Source organism: Streptomyces sp. M-16 (assembly GCF_052114405.1).
GTDB lineage: Bacteria > Actinomycetota > Actinomycetes > Streptomycetales > Streptomycetaceae > Streptomyces.
Window position 1 is genome coordinate 1 of the sequence record NZ_JBFRER010000133.1, and the last position, 20,489, is coordinate 20,489.

The 20,489-nt window shown below is 72.6% G+C and carries 18 protein-coding genes, 1 tRNA gene and 1 pseudogene; 10 read left to right on the forward strand and 10 right to left on the reverse strand.

What is annotated here, in order from left to right:
* The 4 genes from AB4039_RS36390 to AB4039_RS36405 form a co-directional block, all read left to right on the forward strand.
* The coding region (locus AB4039_RS36390) for a PQQ-binding-like beta-propeller repeat protein (RefSeq protein WP_442272775.1) at positions 1-1,664 on the forward strand (1,664 nt) is incomplete at its 5' end.
* Between the two features lie 171 nt (positions 1,665-1,835).
* Entirely contained in the window at positions 1,836-2,540 is a 705-nt protein-coding gene (locus AB4039_RS36395) for a LuxR C-terminal-related transcriptional regulator (protein ID WP_266841697.1), read from the forward strand.
* Between the two features lie 98 nt (positions 2,541-2,638).
* Positions 2,639-3,598, forward strand: a complete 960-nt coding sequence (gene galE / locus AB4039_RS36400) for a UDP-glucose 4-epimerase GalE (protein ID WP_266839513.1) — start codon at positions 2,639-2,641, stop codon at positions 3,596-3,598.
* A 508-nt stretch (positions 3,599-4,106) separates the two neighbouring features.
* Positions 4,107-4,865 (forward strand): response regulator transcription factor, encoded by a 759-nt coding sequence (locus AB4039_RS36405; protein ID WP_266839511.1) that lies wholly within the window; start codon positions 4,107-4,109, stop codon positions 4,863-4,865.
* On the opposite strand, the gene AB4039_RS36410 is transcribed toward AB4039_RS36405, so the two are convergent.
* Positions 4,824-5,321, reverse strand: coding sequence for a MarR family winged helix-turn-helix transcriptional regulator (locus tag AB4039_RS36410; protein ID WP_030231940.1), 498 nt, complete (start codon positions 5,319-5,321; stop codon positions 4,824-4,826). The two genes, AB4039_RS36405 and AB4039_RS36410, sit on opposite strands and share 42 nt — an antisense overlap.
* A gap of 145 nt (positions 5,322-5,466) precedes the next feature.
* Between AB4039_RS36410 and AB4039_RS36415 the strand changes: the two genes are divergently transcribed.
* Together AB4039_RS36415 and AB4039_RS36420 are read left to right on the forward strand one after the other, a co-directional pair.
* Positions 5,467-6,333, forward strand: coding sequence for a trans-aconitate 2-methyltransferase (locus AB4039_RS36415; protein WP_266839510.1), 867 nt, complete (start codon positions 5,467-5,469; stop codon positions 6,331-6,333).
* Positions 6,334-6,335: 2 nt separating this feature from the next.
* Positions 6,336-6,707 carry a VOC family protein gene (locus AB4039_RS36420; RefSeq protein ID WP_442272776.1) on the forward strand — a complete coding sequence of 124 codons (372 nt, stop codon included), beginning with the start codon at positions 6,336-6,338 and terminating at the stop codon, positions 6,705-6,707.
* Between the two features lie 133 nt (positions 6,708-6,840).
* Here the strand turns inward: AB4039_RS36420 and AB4039_RS36425 are convergent, their stop codons facing one another.
* Together AB4039_RS36425 and AB4039_RS36430 are read right to left on the reverse strand one after the other, a co-directional pair.
* Entirely contained in the window at positions 6,841-7,515 is a 675-nt protein-coding gene (locus AB4039_RS36425; RefSeq protein ID WP_266839506.1) for a TetR/AcrR family transcriptional regulator, read from the reverse strand.
* Positions 7,512-8,498: an acyl-CoA desaturase gene (locus AB4039_RS36430; protein ID WP_442272777.1), complete on the reverse strand. Its 987-nt coding sequence runs from the start codon at positions 8,496-8,498 to the stop codon at positions 7,512-7,514. Before AB4039_RS36430 ends, AB4039_RS36425 begins: the two co-directional genes overlap by 4 nt.
* A 415-nt stretch (positions 8,499-8,913) precedes the next feature.
* Here AB4039_RS36430 and ppc point away from each other — a divergent pair, with 415 nt between their 5' ends.
* Positions 8,914-11,607, forward strand: coding sequence for a phosphoenolpyruvate carboxylase (gene ppc, locus AB4039_RS36435; protein ID WP_442272778.1), 2,694 nt, complete (start codon positions 8,914-8,916; stop codon positions 11,605-11,607).
* A gap of 62 nt (positions 11,608-11,669) precedes the next feature.
* Here ppc and pth read toward each other — a convergent pair whose 3' ends face one another.
* The 5 genes from pth to AB4039_RS36460 all read right to left on the reverse strand — a co-directional run bounded on the left by pth (position 11,670) and on the right by AB4039_RS36460 (position 15,904).
* The gene (gene pth / locus AB4039_RS36440; RefSeq protein ID WP_266839504.1) at positions 11,670-12,260 is read right to left on the reverse strand and encodes an aminoacyl-tRNA hydrolase; all 591 of its coding nucleotides are present in this window, start codon (positions 12,258-12,260) and stop codon (positions 11,670-11,672) included.
* 100 nt (positions 12,261-12,360) lie between these two features.
* Positions 12,361-12,945: a 50S ribosomal protein L25/general stress protein Ctc gene (locus AB4039_RS36445; protein ID WP_266839503.1), complete on the reverse strand. Its 585-nt coding sequence runs from the start codon at positions 12,943-12,945 to the stop codon at positions 12,361-12,363.
* Positions 12,946-13,126: 181 nt separating this feature from the next.
* Positions 13,127-14,104: a ribose-phosphate diphosphokinase gene (locus tag AB4039_RS36450; protein ID WP_030231925.1), complete on the reverse strand. Its 978-nt coding sequence runs from the start codon at positions 14,102-14,104 to the stop codon at positions 13,127-13,129.
* 134 nt (positions 14,105-14,238) lie between these two features.
* The gene (glmU, locus tag AB4039_RS36455; RefSeq protein ID WP_266839501.1) at positions 14,239-15,687 is read right to left on the reverse strand and encodes a bifunctional UDP-N-acetylglucosamine diphosphorylase/glucosamine-1-phosphate N-acetyltransferase GlmU; all 1,449 of its coding nucleotides are present in this window, start codon (positions 15,685-15,687) and stop codon (positions 14,239-14,241) included.
* A gap of 145 nt (positions 15,688-15,832) precedes the next feature.
* A tRNA-Gln gene (locus tag AB4039_RS36460) sits at positions 15,833-15,904 on the reverse strand.
* Positions 15,905-16,049: 145 nt separating this feature from the next.
* Here AB4039_RS36460 and AB4039_RS36465 point away from each other — a divergent pair.
* Positions 16,050-17,327 carry a histidine kinase gene (locus AB4039_RS36465; protein ID WP_266839499.1) on the forward strand — a complete coding sequence of 426 codons (1,278 nt, stop codon included), beginning with the start codon at positions 16,050-16,052 and terminating at the stop codon, positions 17,325-17,327.
* 107 nt (positions 17,328-17,434) lie between these two features.
* On the opposite strand, the gene AB4039_RS36470 is transcribed toward AB4039_RS36465, so the two are convergent.
* Both AB4039_RS36470 and AB4039_RS36475 read right to left on the reverse strand, forming a co-directional pair.
* Entirely contained in the window at positions 17,435-17,947 is a 513-nt protein-coding gene (locus AB4039_RS36470) for an SUKH-3 domain-containing protein (RefSeq protein ID WP_266839497.1), read from the reverse strand.
* Positions 17,948-17,952: 5 nt separating this feature from the next.
* Positions 17,953-18,501, reverse strand: coding sequence for a YwqJ-related putative deaminase (locus AB4039_RS36475; protein ID WP_266839496.1), 549 nt, complete (start codon positions 18,499-18,501; stop codon positions 17,953-17,955).
* Between the two features lie 230 nt (positions 18,502-18,731).
* Between AB4039_RS36475 and AB4039_RS36480 the strand changes: the two genes are divergently transcribed.
* Together AB4039_RS36480 and AB4039_RS36485 are read left to right on the forward strand one after the other, a co-directional pair.
* A complete protein-coding gene (locus AB4039_RS36480) occupies positions 18,732-19,727 on the forward strand; it encodes an SMI1/KNR4 family protein (protein WP_266839494.1) in 996 nt (331 codons plus the stop codon).
* Between the two features lie 7 nt (positions 19,728-19,734).
* A pseudogene (locus AB4039_RS36485) lies at positions 19,735-20,489 on the forward strand (SUKH-4 family immunity protein); the annotation flags it as partial.

The window sequence follows — 20,489 nt, forward strand, 5'->3', positions numbered from 1 at the left end:
CGCCGGCCCAGCCGCCGGCCGGCGGGCCGCCGCAGCCGGGTTACGGCTACCCGCAGCCCCAGCAGCAGCCGCAGCCCGGTTACGGCTACCCGCAGGCCCAGCAGCCGCCGCAGCCCGGTTACGGCTACCCGCAGCCCCAGCAGCAGCCCGGCTACGGCTACCCGCAGCAGCCCGGCATGCCGCAGGCCCCCGCGCAGCCCGCCCCGCCCGCGGGCGGCGGCGGTGCGCAGCGCAACCAGCTGATGATCATCGGCGCGGCGCTGCTGGCCGTGGTCCTCATCATCGGAGGCGGCTTCTGGTACCTCTCCGGCGACGAGGACAAGGGCGGCGGCACCCACCCGACCGCCGACGGCACCGGCGGTGCCACCGACGGCAACAAGCCCCCGGCGGCCGCGGGCGGCACGGAGAAGCCCCCGGCCAACCCCAAGTCGAAGCCGCTGGTCAACGTGGCGAGCCCGGCCCCGGCCGACGTGGTCTCCGTCGACGGTTCCTGGCTGACCGACAGCACCTACGTCAAGTCGGACATCGCGAAGGTGGTCGGCTACAACCTCGTCGACGGCGGCAAGAAGTGGGAGATCCCGCTCCCCGCCAACATCTGCGGCGCGACCAAGCACATCAGCGACAACAAGACGGCCATCCTCTTCCAGGAGGCCCAGGCCAGCGACGCCAACAAGTACCCCCAGTGCACCCAGGTCGGCGTCATCGACCTGAACACCGGCAAGCTCGTGTGGTCGGCCACCGCCAAGTCCACCACCGGCGGCGACAAGCCCGTGGCCTTCACCGAGGTCACCCTCAGCGGCCAGACCGTCGCCGCGGGCGGTCTCAGCGGCGGCGCCGCCTGGAACCTCGCCGACGGCAAGTCCCTCTGGGCCCCGAAGACCGACGGCGAGGGCTGCTACGACCTCGGCTACGCGGGCGGCGAGGCCCTCGCCGTGCTGCGCAAGTGCGGCCGGATCCCGAACCAGACCCTGCTCGCGCAGTCCCTCGACCCCGTCACGGGCGCGCCGAAGTCCTCGTACAAGCTCTCGCCCGGCATCGAGTGGGCGGGCATCGTCTCCACGAAGCCGCTCATCGTCGCGGCCAACGTGGGTGACACCGCCAAGAACGCCACCAACGTCAGCGACCTGTTCGTCGTCGACGACGCCGGCCAGCTGAAGTCCCACATCGCGCTGTCGGGCGGCAACTACGCGCCCAAGTGCCCCGCCACCGAGGTCGAGCAGTGCTCGAACATGGTCGTCGGCAACGGCAAGCTGTACATGCCCTCGTACGAGCACCAGGGCTCGACCTCCGTCGGCCGCACCAACGAGATCCTCTCCTTCGACCTGGAGACCGGCAAGCCCACGGCCGACCGGGCCGACGCGGGCGAGCGGTACACCATGTACCCGCTGCGGATGGACGGTCCGAACATCATCGCCTACAAGGTCCCGCCGTACGACGGGGGCGGCCAGGTCGTCAGCATCGACGGCAAGACGATGAAGGAGACCCTCCTGATGCAGAACCCGGCGGAGAAGACGAGCCAGCGCATCGAGACGAGCTTCTCGATGGACTACTCGGAGTACCGCTACCACAACGGTCACCTCTTCATCTCCCGCACCATGGCGCGCAAGCCCTACTCCGACAAGGGCGACCCGGAGTACCTCTTCGCCTCGTTCATCGCGAACTGACGCGACCCGAGGCGACCCGAGGCGACCCGAGACGATCCCGCGCGGACGCCGCGAGCCCTGCCGAAGCCCCCGGAAGGTCAACCCTTCCGGGGGCTTCTCGCGGTAACCGGCACGCTCCGTCGAACAAGCGTGTAGCTTGCCGGGTCAGAAGGATCTGGGGTGGGAGCCTTGATGGGCGTACGGGTCATGGTGGTCGACGAGCACCGGCTGCTGGCCGAGGCGCTCGCCTCGGCCCTGAAACTGCGCGGGCACCGGGTGCTCGCGGCGGCCGCGCCGACGGCGGGTGCCGCCGAACTGGTCATCGGCCGCGCCCCGGAGGTGTGCCTGTTCGGCACCGCCACCCCCGCCGAGCCCGGGGTCTTCGAGCCCGTCGTGCGGATCAAGCGGGAACGTCCGCAGATCGCCGTCGTGGTCCTCGGGCCGGTGCCGAACCCGCGGGGGATCGCCGCGGCGTTCGCCTCCGGCGCCTCCGGCTACGTACGTCAGGACGAGCGCATCGAGGGCGTGGAGCGGGCCCTGGCCAAGGCGCGGGCCGGGGAGGCCGCGGTCTCCCCGCAGCTGCTCCAGGGAGCCTTCGCCGAGCTGCTCAACCCCGCCGCCCAGCCCGACGACGAGGGCAGCCGGCTGCTGCGGCTGCTCACGCCCCGGGAGGTGGAGGTGCTGGTGCGGGTCGCGGAGGGCGAGGACACCCGGCTGATCGCCGCGGGGATGGCCATCGCGCCCAGCACCGCCCGTACGCACGTGCAGCGGGTGCTGATGAAGCTGGGCGTCGGCTCCCGGCTGGAGGCCGCCGCGCTGGCGGCCCGTACCGGGCTGCTGGACCGGGTGGTGTTCCCCGCGTCGGAGTCCGTGCTGGAGGGCCCGGCCGTGCGGTGAGCCGGGCGGTACGGCGATTTCCCCGGAAGCGTGGAATCCGGTAAGTCAGAGTCAGTGCACGCGCGCCCGTGCGCGTCCGCGAGAGGTTTGGAGTGCGAGTGAGCAAGTACCTGGTCACCGGTGGTGCGGGATATGTCGGCAGCGTCGTGGCCGCCCATCTCCTGGAGGCCGGCCACGAGGTCACCGTCCTCGACAACCTCTCCACCGGCTTCGGCGAGGGCGTCCCCGCGGGCGCGACCCTGGTCAACGCCCGTATCCAGGACGCCGCGGAGCACCTGGACGCCTCCTACGACGCGGTGCTGCACTTCGCGGCGTCCTCGCAGGTCGGCGAGTCCGTGGTCAACCCCGGCAAGTACTGGGACAACAACGTCGGCGGCACCCTCGCCCTGCTGACCGCGATGCGGGAGGCGGGGGTGCGCCGCCTGATCTTCTCCTCCACGGCGGCCACTTACGGGGAGCCCGTGGACGGGCCGCTGACGGAGACCTCCGCGACCGCCCCGACCAACCCGTACGGTGCCTCGAAGCTGGCCGTCGACCACATGATCGCGGGGGAGTGCGCGGCGCACGGCCTCGCCGCCGTCTCGCTGCGCTACTTCAACGTGGCGGGCGCCTACGGGGAGTTCGGCGAGCGCCACGACCCGGAGACGCACCTGATCCCGCTGATCCTGCAGGTGGCCCTCGGGGAGCGCGAGTCCATCGCGGTGTTCGGCGAGGACTACCCCACCCCGGACGGCACCTGCGTGCGCGACTACATCCACGTGGCCGACCTGGCGGAGGCCCACCTCTCGGCGCTGCGCGTCGCGGCGGAGGGCGAGCACCTGGTCTGCAACCTCGGCAACGGCAGCGGGTTCTCGGTCCGCGAGGTGATCGAGACGGTCCGCAAGGTCACCGGCCGGGACATCCCCGAGACGGTCGGGCCGCGCCGGGCCGGCGACCCGGCGGTACTGGTCGCCTCCGCGCGCACCGCGCGGGAGCGCCTCGGCTGGGTTCCGACCCGCTCGGACCTCACCCGCATCGTGACGGACGCCTGGAACTTCGCCCGCGCCACGCGTTCCTGACCCGTGCGGCGCACCCCGCGCCGCCTCCCGCCCGGAGCCGCCGCGCCCGGAGCCACCGCCCACGCCCATGCCCTCGCCCTCGCCCAGAGCGGGGGCGTGCGCGCGCCGTGCGGGCGCGCCGTGTGGGCGTCGCGCGCGGGCGCCAGGCGTGCGTACGCCGGGTGAAATGCCCCCCGTGCAACTGCCCGTGGCACACCCCGGTCGGAAATCCGCCCCAGGACCTTGCGGACAGGTGAATTCAAGCCATCGGCCGACCCGTTGAAGACCCTCCCACCGGAAAATCCCTGGGAAAACTTCTGCTATTCGGCCAACCGCGAGACGGGACCCGCTCTACGCTGATGCGTGACACCGGTGGGGGCCGGTGTTGATTCAGGGGTCGAGACACGCCGGGTACGGCGTTCGGTCCGGGGTAGTGCACAGATGTCGCGGCGGCGGCCGCGGCGGCAGTGGGCCACCCGGTCCGGGCGTCGTACCCGTAGTCGTCCGTTCCCCGACCCTTGGGGGTTTTGTGGTCCGTATCCGGGTTCTGGTGGTCGACGACCACCGCATCTTCGCCGAGTCTCTGGCAGCCGCGCTCGCGGCCGAGCCGGACGTGGACGTGTCCGCGGCCGGCAGCGGCCCCGCCGCCTCGCGCTGCCTCGAACGCGCGGCGGCCGAGGGCCGCCGCTTCGACGTGCTGCTCGTCGACGCCGACCTCGGCGACGCCGTGCCCGCCCAGCGGGAGGCCGGTTCCGCGCCGCCACCGCCCGTCTCCGACGGGATCGCCCTGGTCGCGGGGGTGCGCGTGGCCCATCCCGGGGTGCGCACCGTGGTCCTCGCCGAACGCGACGACCCGCGCCGGGCCGCGCTCGCCCTCCAGGCGGGGGCCTCCGGATGGGTGGCCAAGGACTGCTCCCTCTCGCGTCTGCTGGCCGTCGTCCGCGGGGTGCTGCGCGAGGAGACCCACCTGCCGCCGGCGCTGCTCACCGGGGTGCTGCGGGAGCTGACCGCGGCGCGCAAGCACCGCAGCGACAGCGAACGCCTCGTGGAGTCCCTCACCCCGCGCGAGCACGAGGTGCTGCGCTGCATGGTGGCGGGGCTGGGCCGCAAGGACGTGGCCGCCCGTCTGTTCCTCTCCCCGCACACCGTCCGCACCCACATGCAGAACGTGCTGGGCAAGCTCGGCGTGCACTCCACCCTGGCCGCCGTCGCGCTGGCGCGGCGGGCCGGGGTGCGCCCGGCCGAACTATCCGGGGATGTTGTCGAACGGAGCGGTCAGCTGGCGTAGCAGCCCGGCGAGATCGCCGCGCTGGGCCGTGGAGAGCTGGGCCAGGATCGCGCGTTCCTGGGCCAGCAGCCCGGCGAGCGACTGGTCGGCGCGGTCGCGCCCCTCGGGCGTCAGCCGGACCAGGACCCCGCGCCGGTCGCTGGGGTCGGGCAGCCGTTCGACCAGGCCCTTCTTCGCGAGCCGGTCGATGCGGTTGGTCATGGTGCCCGAGGTGACCAGCGTCTGCGTCAGCAGCTGGCCGGGGGAGAGCTGGTAGGGCGCGCCCGCGCGCCGCAGCGAGGTCAGTACGTCGAACTCCCACGGCTCCAGGCCGTGCTCGGAGAAGGCCAGCCTGCGGGCGCGGTCGAGGTGGCGCGCGAGCCGGCTGACGCGGCTGAGCACCTCAAGCGGTTCCACGTCGAGGTCAGGGCGCTCTCGCCGCCATGCCGCGACCAGTCGGTCGACCTCGTCCTCCATGCCGATCAGTGTAAGGGGTCTGTCGATGTGAAGTCTCTTCAAATCGAGAATCTTGACATCGAGATATATCGGGCCGACCATGAGGGCATGGAGGGGGCCGGAACGGCTTCCGACTCCGACCGCCCACCAGCAGGGAGGCTCGCACATGCATTCCGACACCGCACCGGACGCACGTCACGCCGCATCCGCAGACGCCGCGCCGCCGACACCCACCTGGGACCCCGGGCAGTACCTCCGGCACGCGGGCCACCGCACCCGGCCCTTCCTCGACCTGCTCGCCCGCGTCGCCGAGCTCCCCACCGCCCCCGCCCGCATCGCCGACCTCGGCTGCGGCCCCGGCAACGTCACCGCGCTGCTCACCGCCCGCTGGCCCGACGCCCGCATCACGGGCTACGACCTCTCCCCGGAGATGCTGCGCCGCGCCGAACGGGAGTACGCCGGACCCACCCCCGGCGGCGGCAGCCTCGACTTCCGCCACGGCGACCTGACCGGCTGGGTTCCCGAGGAGACGTACGACCTGATCGTCTCCAACGCGGCCCTGCAGTGGGTGCCCGGCCACCCCGGCTCCTTCGCGCGCTGGATCAACGGCCTGCGGCCCGGCGGCACCTTCGCCTTCCAGATCCCCGGGAACTTCACGGCCCCCAGCCACCGGCTGCTCGCCGAACTGTGCGACACCGCGCGCTGGCGGGACCGGCTCGGAGGACTTGGCGCGCGCTACGTCCACATCCTCGAACCCGGCGAGTACCTCGACCGCCTCACCGGGCTCGGCTGCGACGCCGACGTGTGGGAGACCACCTACCACCAGCTGCTCCAGGGACCCGACGCGGTCCTCGACTGGGTCAAGGGCACCGCGCTGCGGCCGGTGCTCACCGCCCTCGGCGACGACCGGCCGGCCGTCGACCGCTTCCTGGCCGAGTACCGGGAGGCACTGCGCGAGGCCTACCCGTCCGGCCCCCGCGGCACCGTCTTCCCGTTCCGCCGCATCTTCGCCGTCGCCCGCAGGGAGGCCTGAGCGTGCTGAGCGCCGTCGACCACGTACAGCTGGCCGCGCCACCCGGCTCCGAGGACGCGCTGCGCGCCTACTACCGGGACGTCCTGGGCATGGAGGAGGTCCCCAAACCGCCCGTCCTCGCCGCGCGCGGGGGCTGCTGGTTCGCCGCCGGGACGGTCCGGCTGCACCTGGGGGTCGAGGAGGACTTCCGGCCCGCCCGCAAGGCCCACCCCGGACTGCGGGTGACCGGCATCGAGGCCTACGCGCACGGACTGCGCGAGCGCGGGGCCCTGGTGGTCTGGGACGACGACCTCCCGGGACACCGCCGCTTCTACTCCGAGGACCCGGTCGGCAACCGGCTGGAATTCCTGGAGCCGGACCCCGCGCGCGCGTGAGCGGGGCCGGATCCCCGGCGACCTGAGCGGGGCCGGATCCCCGGCCCGGCCCGGCCCGGGCGGACGGACGGACGGCGCCCCGCCACCGGGAAACCCGGCGGCGGGGCGCCGTCGTGACCGTCCGGCCCCGCGCTCAGCTCTTGCGGTGGCCCACCAGGCGGGGTTTGGCCTCCAGGTTCTCCAGCCCGTGCCAGGCCAGGTTCACCAGGTGCGCCGCCACCTCGGCCTTCTTCGGCCGCCGCGTCTCCAGCCACCACTGCCCCGTCAGCGCGACCATCCCGACCAGCGCCTGCGCGTAGAGCGGGGCCAGCTTCGGATCGAAGCCCCGGGCCTTGAACTCCAGCCCCAGGATGTCCTCCACCTGCGTGGCGATATCGCTGATCAGCGAGGCGAACGTGCCCGTCGACTGCGCCACGGGGGAATCCCGCACCAGGATCCGGAAGCCGTCCGTGTAGTTCTCGATGTAGTCGAGCAGGGCGAACGCCGCCTGCTCCAGCAGCTCCCGCGGGTGCCCGGCCGTCAGCGCACCCGTCACCCCGTCCAGCAACTGGCGCATCTCGCGGTCCACGACCACCGCGTAGAGGCCCTCCTTGCCGCCGAAGTGCTCGTACACCACCGGCTTGGACACCCCGGCCTTCGCCGCGATCTCCTCCACCGAGGTGCCCTCGAAACCCTTCTCCGCGAAGAGGGTGCGGCCGATGTCCAGCAGTTGCTGACGCCGTTCGGCGCCCGTCATCCGGACCCGGCGACCTCGCCTGGGCTTGTCGTTGCTGGAACTGCTGCCGTCGATCGCCACGTCCCCCATCATGCCGCGTTCGTCGTCTTTTCCTTGCGCCGGGCGTCGATGCGCCCGCCCGACGGCCAGCGCACGTCCGAGGCCCAGCCCAGCCGCTCGAACCAGCGGATCAGCCGCGCGCTGGAATCGACCTGGCCGCGCAGGACACCGTGCCGGGCCGAGGTCGGGTCGGCGTGGTGCAGGTTGTGCCACGACTCCCCGCAGGACAGCACCGCGAGCCACCACACGTTGCCGCTGCGGTCCCGGGACCTGAACGGCCGCTTGCCCATCGCGTGACAGATCGAGTTGATCGACCACGTCACGTGGTGCAGCAGCGCCACGCGCACCAGCGAGCCCCAGAAGAAGGCCGTGAACGCACCCCACCAGGACATCGTCACCAGACCGCCCGCCAGCGGCGGGACCGCCAGCGACACCACCGTCCACAGCACGAAGTCACGCGAGATCCGCCGGATCGCCGGGTCCTTGATCAGGTCCGGGGCGTACTTCTGCTGGTCGGTCTGCTCCTCGTCGAAGAGCCAGCCGATGTGCGCCCACCACAGGCCCTTCATCAGCGCCGGCACCGTCTCGCCGAACCGCCACGGCGAATGCGGGTCGCCCTCGTGGTCGGAGTAGCGGTGGTGCTTGCGGTGGTCCGCCACCCAGCGCACCAGCGGCCCCTCGACCGCCATCGACCCCATGACCGCCAGCGCGATCCGCAACGGCCGCTTCGCCTTGAAGGACCCGTGCGTGAAGTAGCGGTGGAAGCCGATGGTGATGCCGTGGCAGGTCAGGAAGTACATGAACACCATCAGGCCGAGGTCCAGCCAGCTCACCCCCCGGCCCCAGGCCAGCGGCACCGCCGCCAGCAGGGCCAGGAAGGGCACGGTGATGAACAGCAGCAGCGCGATCTGCTCCACCGACCGCTTCTGCTCACCGCCGCGCGTCGCGGACACCGCGTCAGTGGAAGGAGTGGGGGACGCGGGCGCGTCCTCGATCAGACCGGGACCGATCGTCATGGGGGTTCCCCTGGGGGGTGAGAAGTCGGCAGGCCCGCCGGAACGGACCCTACGGACCCGTAACCTACGGCATCGTAAGTATGGCAAAGGTCCCCGGCGCGGCAAGGGAGCACACCACGCCTGCCCGCCTCCCGCCCCCGTGCGCGGCGCCGCGGCGGCGGCGCCGTGGCGGCGCTGCCGGGGCACAAGTACGCGCCGCCTATCCTGGTGTCGTCGGACAGCGCGGTCCGCACGGGCAGCCCGGGCTGCGCACCGGTGCATCGGTAGGCACCGCCACCGCGCGCCCCCCGGGAGCCCACAGCCCAGTAGCGCTCGAACACTGCAAGGAGCCGCACCTGTGAGCAGTGCTGACCAGGCCGCCCAGGCCCCCGCCACCCGCACCTCCGCGACCTCGGCGGAGACCGCGAACGCCGAGCTGCGCGCGGACATCCGCCGCCTCGGCGACCTCCTGGGGGAGACCCTCGTACGCCAAGAGGGCCAGGACCTCCTCGACCTCGTCGAACAAGTACGCGCCCTGACGCGCACCGACGGCGAAGCCGCGGCGGAGCTGCTCGGCGAGACCGACCTGGAGACCGCCGCCAAGCTGGTGCGCGCCTTCTCCACCTACTTCCACCTCGCCAACGTCACCGAGCAGGTGCACCGCGGCAAGGAGCTGCGCGCCCACCGCGCCGCCGAAGGCGGTCTCCTCGCGCGCACCGCCGACATGCTCAAGGACGCCGACCCCGAGCACCTGCGCGAGACGGTCCGCAACCTCAACGTCCGGCCCGTCTTCACCGCGCACCCCACCGAGGCCGCCCGCCGCAGCGTCCTGAACAAGCTGCGCCGCATCGCCGCCCTGCTGGAGGAGCCCGTCTCCGGCGCCGGCGAGCGCCGCCGCCACGACCTGCGGCTCGCCGAGAACATCGACCTCGTGTGGCAGACCGACGAACTGCGCGTCGTGCGCCCCGAGCCCGCCGACGAGGCCCGCAACGCCATCTACTACCTCGACGAGCTGCACGCCGGCGCCGTCGGCGACGTCCTGGAGGACCTCGCCGCAGAGCTCCAGCGCGTCGGCGTCGAGCTGCCCGCCGGCACCCGCCCGCTCACCTTCGGCACCTGGATCGGCGGCGACCGCGACGGCAACCCGAACGTCACCCCCGAGGTCACCCGCGACGTGCTGATCCTCCAGCACGAGCACGGCATCACCGACGCCCTCGAACTGGTCGACTTCCTGCGCGGCCTGCTGTCGAACTCCATCCGCTACACCGGCGCCACCGAGGAGCTCCTGACCTCCCTGCAGGCCGACCTGGAGCGCCTCCCGGAGATCAGCCCCCGCTACAAGCGGCTGAACGCCGAGGAGCCCTACCGCCTCAAGGCCACCTGCGTCCGGCAGAAGCTCCTCAACACCCGCGAGCGCCTCGCCAAGGGCATCCCCCACGAGGAGGGCCGCGACTACCTCGGCACCGCCGAGCTGCTCACCGACCTCACCCTCATCCAGACCTCCCTGCGCGAACACCGCGGCGCGCTCTTCGCCGACGGCCGCATGGACCGCACCATCCGCACCCTGGCCGCCTTCGGCCTCCAGCTCGCCACCATGGACGTGCGCGAGCACGCGGACGCGCACCACCACGCGCTCGGCCAGCTCTTCGACCGCCTCGGCGAGGAGTCCTGGCGCTACGCCGACATGCCGCGCGACTACCGGCAGAAGCTCCTCGCCAAGGAGCTCCGCTCGCGCCGCCCGCTGGCGCCCACCCCGGCCCCGCTCGACGCCGCCGGCGCCAAGACCCTCGGTGTCTTCGGCGCCATCAAGGACGCCTTCGAGAAGTTCGGCCCCGAGGTCATCGAGTCGTACATCATCTCGATGTGCCAGGGCGCCGACGACGTCTTCGCCGCCGCGGTCCTCGCCCGCGAGGCCGGACTCATCGACCTGCACGCCGGCTGGGCCAAGATCGGCATCGTGCCGCTCCTGGAGACCACCGACGAGCTGCGCGCCGCCGACGTCATCCTCGACGAGATGCTGGCCGACCCCTCCTACCGCCGTCTCGTCTCGCTGCGCGGCGACGTCCAGGAGGTCATGCTCGGCTACTCCGACTCCTCCAAGTTCGGCGGCATCACCACCTCCCAGTGGGAGATCCACCGCGCCCAGCGCCGGCTGCGCGACGTCGCGCACCGCTACGGGGTGCGCCTGCGCCTCTTCCACGGCCGCGGCGGCACCGTCGGCCGGGGCGGCGGTCCCTCGCACGACGCGATCCTCGCCCAGCCCTGGGGCACCCTGGAGGGCGAGATCAAGGTCACCGAGCAGGGCGAGGTCATCTCCGACAAGTACCTCGTCCCCTCGCTGGCCCGCGAGAACCTGGAACTGACCGTCGCGGCCACCCTCCAGGCCTCCGCCCTGCACACCGCGCCCCGCCAGTCCGACGACGCCCTGGCCCGCTGGGACGCGGCCATGGACATCGTCTCGGACGCCGCGCACGCCGCGTACCGGGAGCTCGTCGAGGACCCGGACCTGCCCGCGTACTTCTTCGCGGCCACCCCGGTCGACCAGCTCGCCGACCTGCACCTGGGCTCCCGCCCCTCCCGCCGCCCCGACTCGGGCGCGGGCCTGGACGGGCTGCGGGCCATCCCGTGGGTGTTCGGGTGGACCCAGTCCCGTCAGATCGTTCCCGGCTGGTACGGCGTCGGCTCAGGCCTGAAGGCCCTGCGCGAGTCGGGCCAGGACGCGGCCCTCACCGAGATGGGCGAGCGCTGGCACTTCTTCCGCAACTTCCTCTCCAACGTCGAGATGACGCTGGCCAAGACGGACCTGCGGATCGCCCGCCACTACGTCGACACGCTCGTCCCGGACGACCTCAAGCACGTGTTCGCCCGGATCGAGGCCGAGCACGAGCTGACCGTCCGCGAGGTCCTGCGGATCACCGGCGGGCAGCGGCTGCTGGACTCCCAGCCGGTGCTCCAGCAGACCTTCGCCGTCCGCGACGCCTACCTGGACCCGATCTCCTACCTCCAGGTGTCCCTGCTGGCCCGTCAGCGTGCCGCGGCCGCCCGTGGCGAGGCGGCGGACCCGCTGCTGGCCCGCGCGCTGCTGCTCACCGTCAACGGCGTGGCGGCCGGTCTGCGCAACACCGGCTGACCCGGCCCCGCCCCGCACGCACGGAAGCCCCCGCCGACGGCGGGGGCTTCCTCGTACGCGGGTCAGGAGTTGTACGTCGACTGCGCCCGCTCCAGGCCTTCCTGGATCAGGCACTCCACGGCGTCGGCGGACCGGTCCACGAACCAGTCCAGCTCCTTGCGCTCGGTCGAGGAGAAGTCCTTCAGGACGAAGTCCGCGACCTGCATGCGGCCGGGCGGGCGGCCGATGCCGCAGCGCACGCGGTGGTAGTCCGGTCCCATCGCCTTCGTCATCGACTTCAGGCCGTTGTGCCCGTTGTCCCCGCCGCCGAGCTTCAGGCGCAGCGTCGGGTAGTCGATGTCCAGCTCGTCGTGGACCGCGACGATCTTCTCCAGCGGCACCTTGTAGAAGTCGCGCAGGGCCGTGACGGGGCCGCCCGACAGGTTCATGAACGACATCGGCTTGGCGAGCACGATCCGGCGGTTCGCCGGCCCCGGCGGGCCGATGCGGCCCTCGACGACCTGGGCGCGGGCCTTGTGCGCCTTGAACCTGCCGCCGATCCGCTCGGCCAGCAGGTCGGCCACCATGAAGCCGATGTTGTGGCGGTTGCCAGCGTACTCCGGTCCGGGGTTCCCGAGACCGACGATCAGCCAGGGCGCCGCGTCGTCCGACATCAAAAGCTCCTTAAGTGCCTGGAACGAAGACGACCGCCGTCCCGCTCCAGTGGAGCCGGACGGCGGTCGGTCAGCAACTGCTGAGGGGGTGGGGCGAGGCTCAGGCCTCGGTGCCCTCGGCCGCCTCGGCGGCCGGCTCCTCGGCCTGCGGGGAGACGACCTGCAGGACGGCGATGTCGCCGTCGACGGCCAGGGTGGTGCCGGCCGGGAGGACCAGGTCCTTGGCGTGGATGGTGGCGCCGGCCTCGAGGCCCGCGATCGAGACGGTGACCTCGGTCGGGATGTGGGTGGCCTCGGCCTCGACGGAGATGGTGTTCTGGAGGGTCTCCAGCATGTTGCCGCCGGCGGCCAGGTCGCCCTCGGTGACGATCGCGACGTCGACGGTGACCTTCTCGCCCTTCTTGACGATCAGGAAGTCGACGTGGGAGATGGAGCGCTTCAGCGGGTGCTTCTGCACGGCCTTCGGGATGACCAGCTCGGTGCCGTCGCCCGCGATGTCCAGGGAGATCAGGACGTTCGGGGTGCGGAGCGCCAGCTGCAGGCCGTGGCCCTCGACGTTGACGTGCTTCGGGGCCTGGCCGTGGCCGTAGATGACACCGGGGACCAGGGCGTCGCGACGGGCCTGGCGGGCGGAGCCCTTGCCGAAGGTGTCGCGGAGCTGGGCGGAAAGCTTGACCTCGGACATGCTCACTCCTCGTGGGGTGACGGAAGAACGGACTGGGTCACCCGGCCGGAACGGCCTGCTACGAAGAGCGCGTCGATAACGGAGCGTCCGTCCCGGAATACGGGTACGGCCTCCCTCGCCGAGCAACTCAAGGAGTGTACCCGGCGGGGGAGGCCGCGCCCAAAAGGATCTCTGCCCGGTGTTACTGCTGCTCTTCGAAGAGGCTGGTGACCGAGCCGTCCTCGAAGACCTCGCGCACCGCGCGGGCGATCATCGGGGCGATGGAGAGCACCGTGATCTTGTCGAGCTCCAGGTCCGAGGGGTCCGGGAGGGTGTTCGTGAAGACGAACTCGCTGACCTTGGAGTTCTTCAGGCGGTCGGCGGCCGGGCCCGACAGGATGCCGTGCGTGGCCGTCACGATGACGTCCTCGGCGCCGTGCGCGAAGAGCGCGTCGGCCGCGGCGCAGATGGTGCCGCCGGTGTCGATCATGTCGTCGACCAGGACGCAGACGCGGCCCTTGACCTCACCGACGACCTCGTGGACGGTCACCTGGTTGGCGACGTCCTTGTCGCGGCGCTTGTGCACGATGGCCAGCGGCGCGTCCAGGCGGTCGCACCAGCGGTCGGCCACGCGCACGCGGCCGGCGTCCGGGGAGACGATCGTCAGCTTGGTGCGGTCCACCTTGGCGCCCACGTAGTCCGCGAGGACGTTGAGGGCGGACAGGTGGTCGACCGGTCCGTCGAAGAAGCCCTGGATCTGGTCGGTGTGCAGGTCGACCGTGAGGATGCGGTCGGCGCCCGCGGTCTTCAGCAGGTCCGCGACCAGGCGGGCCGAGATGGGCTCGCGGCCCTTGTGCTTCTTGTCCTGACGGGCGTAGCCGTAGGACGGGATGATCACGGTGATGGAGCGTGCCGACGCGCGCTTCAGCGCGTCGATCATGATCAGCTGCTCCATGATCCACTTGTTGATCGGAGCCGTGTGGCTCTGGATCAGGAAGCAGTCCGCGCCACGAGCCGACTCCTGGAAGCGGACGTAGATCTCACCGTTCGCGAAGTCGAAAGCCTTGGTCGGCACGAGGCCGACTCCCAGTTGGTGCGCGACCTCCTCGGCCAGCTCGGGGTGGGCGCGGCCGGAGAAGAGCATCAGCTTCTTCTCGCCGGTCGTCTTGATCCCGGTCACAGCACTGTCTCCTCAGACGTGTGGAAAGCTGCTCGCCCCCGTGTGCGTCCGTCCCGCACACGGTGAGCCAGCCGAATTGCGTGCACCTATCACGGTACGCCGTCCCGGGCGTACCTGTTTCCGGTCAGTTCACCTCAGGGGCGACCGGAGTCCTGCTCGCCGGTCGACTGCGCGGCCGTCGCGGCCGCGCTGCCGGGGCGCTTGCGGGCCACCCAGCCCTCGATATTCCGCTGCTGGCCACGGGCCACGGCCAGGGCGCCGGGCGGCACGTCCTTGGTGATCACCGAGCCGGCGGCCGTGTAGGCGCCGTCCCCGATGGTGACGGGAGCCACAAACATGTTGTCGGAACCCGTCTTGCAGTGTGAGCCGACGGTGGTGTGGTGCTTGTGTTCGCCGTCGTAGTTCACGAACACGCTGGCGGCGCCGATGTTCGTGTACTCGCCGATCGTCGCGTCGCCCACGTACGACAGGTGGGGCACCTTGGTGCCCTCGCCGATCGTCGCGTTCTTCATCTCGACGTACGTGCCGGCCTTGGCCTTGAGGCCGAGGTTCGTGCCGGGCCGCAGGTACGCGAAGGGTCCGACGCTCGCCTGATCCCCGATCACCGCGCCGTCCGCCACCGTGTTGTCCACGCGGGCGCCCGCGCCCACCCGGGTGTCCTTGAGCCGCGTGTTCGGGCCGACCTCGGCCCCCTCGGCGATGTGCGTGGCACCCAGCAGCTGGGTGCCCGGGTGGATCAGCGCGTCCTGCCCGAAGGTCACCGTCACGTCCACGAGGGTGCCGGCGGGGTCCACGACCGTCACGCCCGCGAGCATGGCCCGCTCCAGCAGGCGCGCGTTCAGCAGCGCCCGGGCCTCGGCCAGCTGGACCCGGTTGTTGATGCCGAGGATCTGGCGGTGGTCCGCGCCGACCGCCGCGCCGACGCGGTGGCCCGCCTCGCGCAGGATGCCGAGCACGTCGGTGAGGTACTCCTCGCCCTGGCTGTTGTCCGTGCGGACCTTGCCGAGCGCGTCCGCGAGGAGGCGCCCGTCGAAGGCGAAGACCCCGGAGTTGATCTCCCGGATCGCGCGCTGCGCGTCGGTGGCGTCCTTGTGCTCGACGATGGCCGTCACGGCGCCGGTGGCCGGGTCGCGGACGATGCGGCCGTAGCCGGTGGAGTCCGGGACCTCGGCGGTCAGCACGGTGACGGCGTTGCCGTCGGCCCCGTGGGTGGCGGCGAGCTGCGCGAGGGTCTCGCCGGTCAGCAGCGGGGTGTCGCCGCAGACCACGATCACGGTGCCGTCGACCGGCCCGCCGAGCTCTTCGAGGGCCATCCGGACGGCGTGCCCGGTGCCGTTCTGCTCGTGCTGGACCGCGGTGCGGACGTCGGCGTCGATCCCGGCGAGGTGCGCGGTGACCTGCTCGCGCGCGTGGCCGACGACGACCACGAGGTGTGCGGGGTCCAGCTCACGGGAGGCGGCGACCACGTGACCGACGAGCGAGCGCCCGCAGATCTCGTGCAGGACCTTGGGGGTGGCCGACTTCATGCGGGTGCCTTCACCCGCTGCGAGTACGACGACGGCTGCCGGGCGGGTTGCGCTCACGGGTGTGCCCTTCGGCTTCGGGGGTGGACCCAGGAAGGATACCGGTGCCGAAGTGCCCCTGTTCTGGGGGACTCCCGGGGGCGGACATGCGAAAGGGTCCCGACCGGAGGTCAGGACCCGCGTGCTGTGAGCTTCCTGTGCTGAGCTCCCCTGTCAGGACTCGAACCCGAACATAAGGCACCAAAAGCCTCAGTGCTGCCAATTACACCACAGGGGATGGCGAATCCGATCGAATCGGACTTTTTGCGCTGCCGATCAAGCTGGCCGTCCCTACTATGCCGTACCACCCCCCCTCCCCGCGACGGTACGCGCGCCCGTATATGTCCGGAGTCGGCGCACGGGCCGCCCGTACGCTGGACGGCATGACCGGTACGGGGGAAGAGCGCGACGGGGCGGGCCGCGACGGGCCCTGGTGGTGGGAGCGGCGGAGGTCCGCGCTGCTGGACGTGGGGCTCGCCGCGGTGTCCGCCGCCGAGTGCGGGCTGGAGGGGCTGCCCTTCGCCCGGGAGGCGGGGATCCCGGCGGCCCTGGGCGTGTCGTTCGGAGTGGTGGTGGGGGCCACGCTCCTGCTGCGGCGGCGGTGGCCGGTGGCGGTGGTGCTCGTCGGCATCGGCGTCGCCCCGGCCATGATGGGCTTCCTGCTCGGGGTGGTGGGCCTCTACACCCTCGCCGCCTGCGAGGTGCCCCGCCGGGTCACGGTGACGCTGGGCTCGATGTCGCTCGCCGCGACCTTCGTGGTGACGTACCTGCGCACCCGCGGCGACGTGGAGGCCGACGGGCTGCTCGTCGTGGTGCTGTCCGCGTTCATGGCGGTGGCGCTGACCGTGCCGCCGGTGCTGCTCGGGCTGTACGTGGGGGCCCGGCGACGGCTGATGGAGAGCCTCCAGGAGCGCGCCGACTCCCTGGAACGGGAGCTGTCGCTGCTGGCCGACCGGGCCGAGGAGCGGGCCGAGTGGGCCCGTACGGAGGAGCGCACGCGGATCGCGCGCGAGATGCACGACGTCGTCGCCCACCGGGTGTCGCTGATGGTGGTCCACGCGGCGGCGCTCCAGGCGGTGGCCGAGAAGGACCCCGGCAAGGCCGTGAAGAACGCCGCGCTGGTCGGTGACATGGGCCGGCAGGCCCTCACCGAGCTGCGCGAGATGCTCGGCGTGCTGCGGGCCGGGTCGCCGGGGCCCGAGCCCCGGCCTGCGGTCCGCGGGCACGCCGCGCGGCCGGCCCCGGCGCTCGTGGGGGGCTTCGAGGACGGGCCCTGCCTCGCCGAGTTGGAGGCGCTGGTCGGACAGTCCCGGGCGGCGGGGATGGACGTCGAGATGGTCGTGCACGGCGAGGGGGAGCGGTACCCGGCGGAGGTGGAGCAGACCGCCTACCGGGTGGTGCAGGAGGCGCTGACCAACTGCCACAAGCACGCTCCGGGCGCGCGGGTCGTCGTACGGCTCGCGCACCGGGAGGGCGAGGTCGCCATGCAGGTCCAGAACGGGCCCTGCGGGGCGGACGGGGTCGAGCCCGGTCTGCCCAGCGGGGGCAACGGCCTGGTCGGGATGCGGGAGCGGGTGCTCGGGCTCGGCGGGGTGTTCGTGTCCGGGCCGACGGACGAGGGCGGCTTCAAGGTCTCCGCCGTCCTGCCGGCCTCCCGCTAGGCCGGGCGGGTCCCGCCGCCGCGGCCTCCCGATGGGTCCCGCCGCCGGGTCCGCGCGATCCGCGGGGCCGCGGCGCCGCGGCGGTACCCGGCGTCAATGGCCCGTGGTCAGGGGCCCGTGGTCAGGCGGGCCGGCTGGAGACCGGTCAGCAGGAGGGTGAGGGCCTCGTCGAGGCCGGAGCCCAGGTACCAGTCGCCGGTGTGGTCGATCCCGTAGACCCGGCCCTCGCGGTCGATGGCCAGGTGGGAGCCGCCATCGGCGTCGGTGCCCAGCGGGCAGAGCTGGGTGGACAGGGCCCGTCCCAGGTCGGCGAAGGTACGGGCCAGGTGCAGGCCGGACAGCGGGTCGATGCGCAGCGTGGCGGGCGCTATCTGCCGGCCCGGCCCGGGGGCGGTCACCCGCAGCCCGCCGAACTCGGCCCAGGCCTCCACGGCCGCCGGGAAGACGTTGTGCCGGTGCCCGGCGGGCGTGGTGTGGTCGCGCAGCGCGTCGGCCCAGTACTCGGCCTGCTTGATGTCCCAGCGGCCGGGTTCCCACCCGGCGGTGCGCAGGGCTGAGTCCACGGGGCCCGGGAACCGGGTCGCCGAGGAGCGGTCGTAGGAGGCGGAGGAGGCGGTCATGGCGGCTACTCGGGGTGGGTGAGGTCGACGGGGCGTACGCCGAAGTGGGTGAGGAGCGCGTCGCAGGAGCGGCAGGGCGGAGCGTAGCTGCCGTGCAGCGGGTCGCCGTCCTCGCGGATGCGGCGGGCGGTGATCCGGGAGTGCTTCAGGGAACGCCGGGCCTCGCTCGCCGTGAGCGGCTTGCGGGAGGCGCGCCGGCTGCGGGCGCCCTCGACGGCCGCGAGGTGGCGGGAGAGCAGGATCGCCTCCGGACAGCGGCCGGTGAAGCGCTCCCGCTGGCCGCTGGTGAGGGTGTCGAGGAAGTCCTGGACGAGCGGGTGCAGCACCGGCGGCCGGTCGCCCTTGCCCGCGGTCCCGGTCAGGGTCTCCCCGCGGACCGAGAGCGCGGCGGCGACGGTGGGCAGGATGCCGTCGCGGCGGAAGCGCAGCACGGGCGGAGGGGTGGGGCCGTCGGTGCTGCTCCAGCGCACGCGGGGGTCGCCGGCGGGGCCGGCCTCCGCCGCTTCCGCGCGGTCCGTGCGGCTCGCCAGGTTTTGCGTCGTCGCCGTCTGCATGGTCGCTTCTTCCCTCCCGTGACCGCGGTGGTGGCCGCCGTTGCGCACGCCCCCGTGCTGCGGGGACAGCCTGTCAAATGTCCCCAGTGGTGTGGAAGCGGGGTCGAATATTCGTATCAATTCGGATGTTCCCGCCCCACGTGCGCACGTGGGATGCATGGGCGGGTGACGCTCTTGCCCGAGCACATAGGCTGTGGTGAACCAGCCAGATCCAGCAGGGGGCTACCGCCATGACGACAGGTCGGCTCGGGCAGCAGGCCGTGCCACCCAACGCCGCTTACTCGGGGCAGGTCGTGCACTTCCCGGACCCGGTCCGGGCCGCCCGCCATCCCCACGGAGTGCGGATGAGCGGGGACGGTCATCCCGACTTCTCGGCGTACGCGCGCGCGGCCGTGGAGATCGCCGAGCCCCCGGAGGGCTTCGGCGTGGACGAGCTGCGGCTGACGGACGTCGTGTCCGCCAACGCCGCCATGCGGGCGTCGGGCCACGCACTGTGGGACACCGTCGCGCCGGTGGCCACGCCGCACGGCTGGACCTGGCACCACGTGGCGGGCTCGCGCCGGATGGAACTGGTCCCCGTCGAGGTCAAGGCGCTGCTGCGGCACCACGCGGGCCTGGCGACGGCGCCCGTGGACCACGACAAGCGCGGCACCCGGCCCCTCCAGGAGGTGCGCCCCGCGCACCTCGGGCTGCCCAAGAACCTGGTGTCCGTCACCGAACAGCAGGTGCAGGGGGTGGAGGAGGACCTCGGGTACCGGCTGCCCGAGGCCTACCGGTGCTTCCTGAAGGCGGCGGGCGGCTGCGCGCCGGTGGGCGCGGGGCTCCTCGTGGAGCTCGGGCTGCTGGTCGACCAGCCGTTCTTCACGGTGCGCGAGGAGGCGGCGGTCAACGACCTCGTCTACGTCAACAAGTGCCTGCGGGACCACCTGACCAAGGACTACCTGTGCGTGGCCTTCGTCCAGGGCGGGCTGCTCGCGGTGAAGGTGAAGGGCGAGGGCGTCGGCTCCGTCTGGTTCTCCCCGTACGACGACGCGCGCGACCGCGACGGCTGGTCCGTGCAGGAGCGGGTGGAGCGGTTGCTGCTTCCGTGCGGTGCCGATTTCGATGCCTTCCTCGAACGCCTGGCGGGGAACCCGCCGGAGCTGGAGACGGTGGCCGGTCTGATGGTGGACGGCGGATTCGCACGTTCGGTTCCGGTGGCGGGTGCCGCCCCGGGTGAGGGGTGATCACGCCGTGGTGACGTTTGCACAGGCGCAGGAGCGCGCCGAGGAATGGATCAACGGGGACGTCCCCGCGTACCAGCACCGGGAGGTGCGCGTACGGGAGTTCGGGCTGGGCTTCGTGGTGTGGGCCGAGGACCGGGCGGCCGGTCCGGTGTCCGGCGGTGGCCGGCAGCGGCTGGTCATCGCGCGGGACAGCGGTGAGGTGACCCTGTGGCCGGGCCTGCCGGTCGGCGAGGTCATCCGGCGCTACGAGGAGGAGTACGGGGCCGCTGCCGTGGCGGCCGCCGCGGAGGCCTCGGTGCCTCCGCCGCGGATCGACTCGGAGCAGACCTCCTTCATGCTGAGCCCGCCGGAGTGGCTGCAGGAGGCGGCGGACCGGGCGGGGATCCCGCCGGCGGCTCCGGCTCCGGCGGCTGCTTCCGGTGGCGCGGCCGAGCCGGTGCCGTTGCGGCGCGGGGGCGGGGTCCCCCACGAGCCGACCGCCGACGACGGGGTGCCGTCCGGGTCCACGCCGTGGGCGGGTACCGATGTGAACTCCGGCGCGGACGGGGCCTCCGTGCCGCTGCCCGCCACGGTGTTCGCGCCGCCGCTGTCCGGCACCGATCTGGAGGACGGCCCGTCGGCCGCCTCCGGGGTGGCTCCGGAGGCCAAGACCACGCTGATGGCGGGCGGCAGCCAGCTTCCGAAGACCACGGTCGCCCCGGTGCTGGGGATCCCGGACGGGGCCGGCGGGATCGCCGACGCGCCGACGAGCCGGGCCCAGGC

Coding starts and splice junctions, on each gene's coding strand:
- AB4039_RS36395 (WP_266841697.1), top strand. CDS start 1,836: ATGGGCGTACGGGTCATGGTGGTCGACGAGCACCGGCTGCTGGCCGAG.
- AB4039_RS36410 (WP_030231940.1), bottom strand. CDS start 5,321: ATGGAGGACGAGGTCGACCGACTGGTCGCGGCATGGCGGCGAGAGCGC.
- AB4039_RS36415 (WP_266839510.1), top strand. CDS start 5,467: ATGCATTCCGACACCGCACCGGACGCACGTCACGCCGCATCCGCAGAC.
- AB4039_RS36425 (WP_266839506.1), bottom strand. CDS start 7,515: ATGATGGGGGACGTGGCGATCGACGGCAGCAGTTCCAGCAACGACAAG.
- AB4039_RS36430 (WP_442272777.1), bottom strand. CDS start 8,498: ATGACGATCGGTCCCGGTCTGATCGAGGACGCGCCCGCGTCCCCCACT.
- pth (WP_266839504.1), bottom strand. CDS start 12,260: ATGTCGGACGACGCGGCGCCCTGGCTGATCGTCGGTCTCGGGAACCCC.
- AB4039_RS36445 (WP_266839503.1), bottom strand. CDS start 12,945: ATGTCCGAGGTCAAGCTTTCCGCCCAGCTCCGCGACACCTTCGGCAAG.
- AB4039_RS36465 (WP_266839499.1), top strand. CDS start 16,050: ATGACCGGTACGGGGGAAGAGCGCGACGGGGCGGGCCGCGACGGGCCC.
- AB4039_RS36470 (WP_266839497.1), bottom strand. CDS start 17,947: ATGACCGCCTCCTCCGCCTCCTACGACCGCTCCTCGGCGACCCGGTTC.
- AB4039_RS36475 (WP_266839496.1), bottom strand. CDS start 18,501: ATGCAGACGGCGACGACGCAAAACCTGGCGAGCCGCACGGACCGCGCG.
- AB4039_RS36480 (WP_266839494.1), top strand. CDS start 18,732: ATGACGACAGGTCGGCTCGGGCAGCAGGCCGTGCCACCCAACGCCGCT.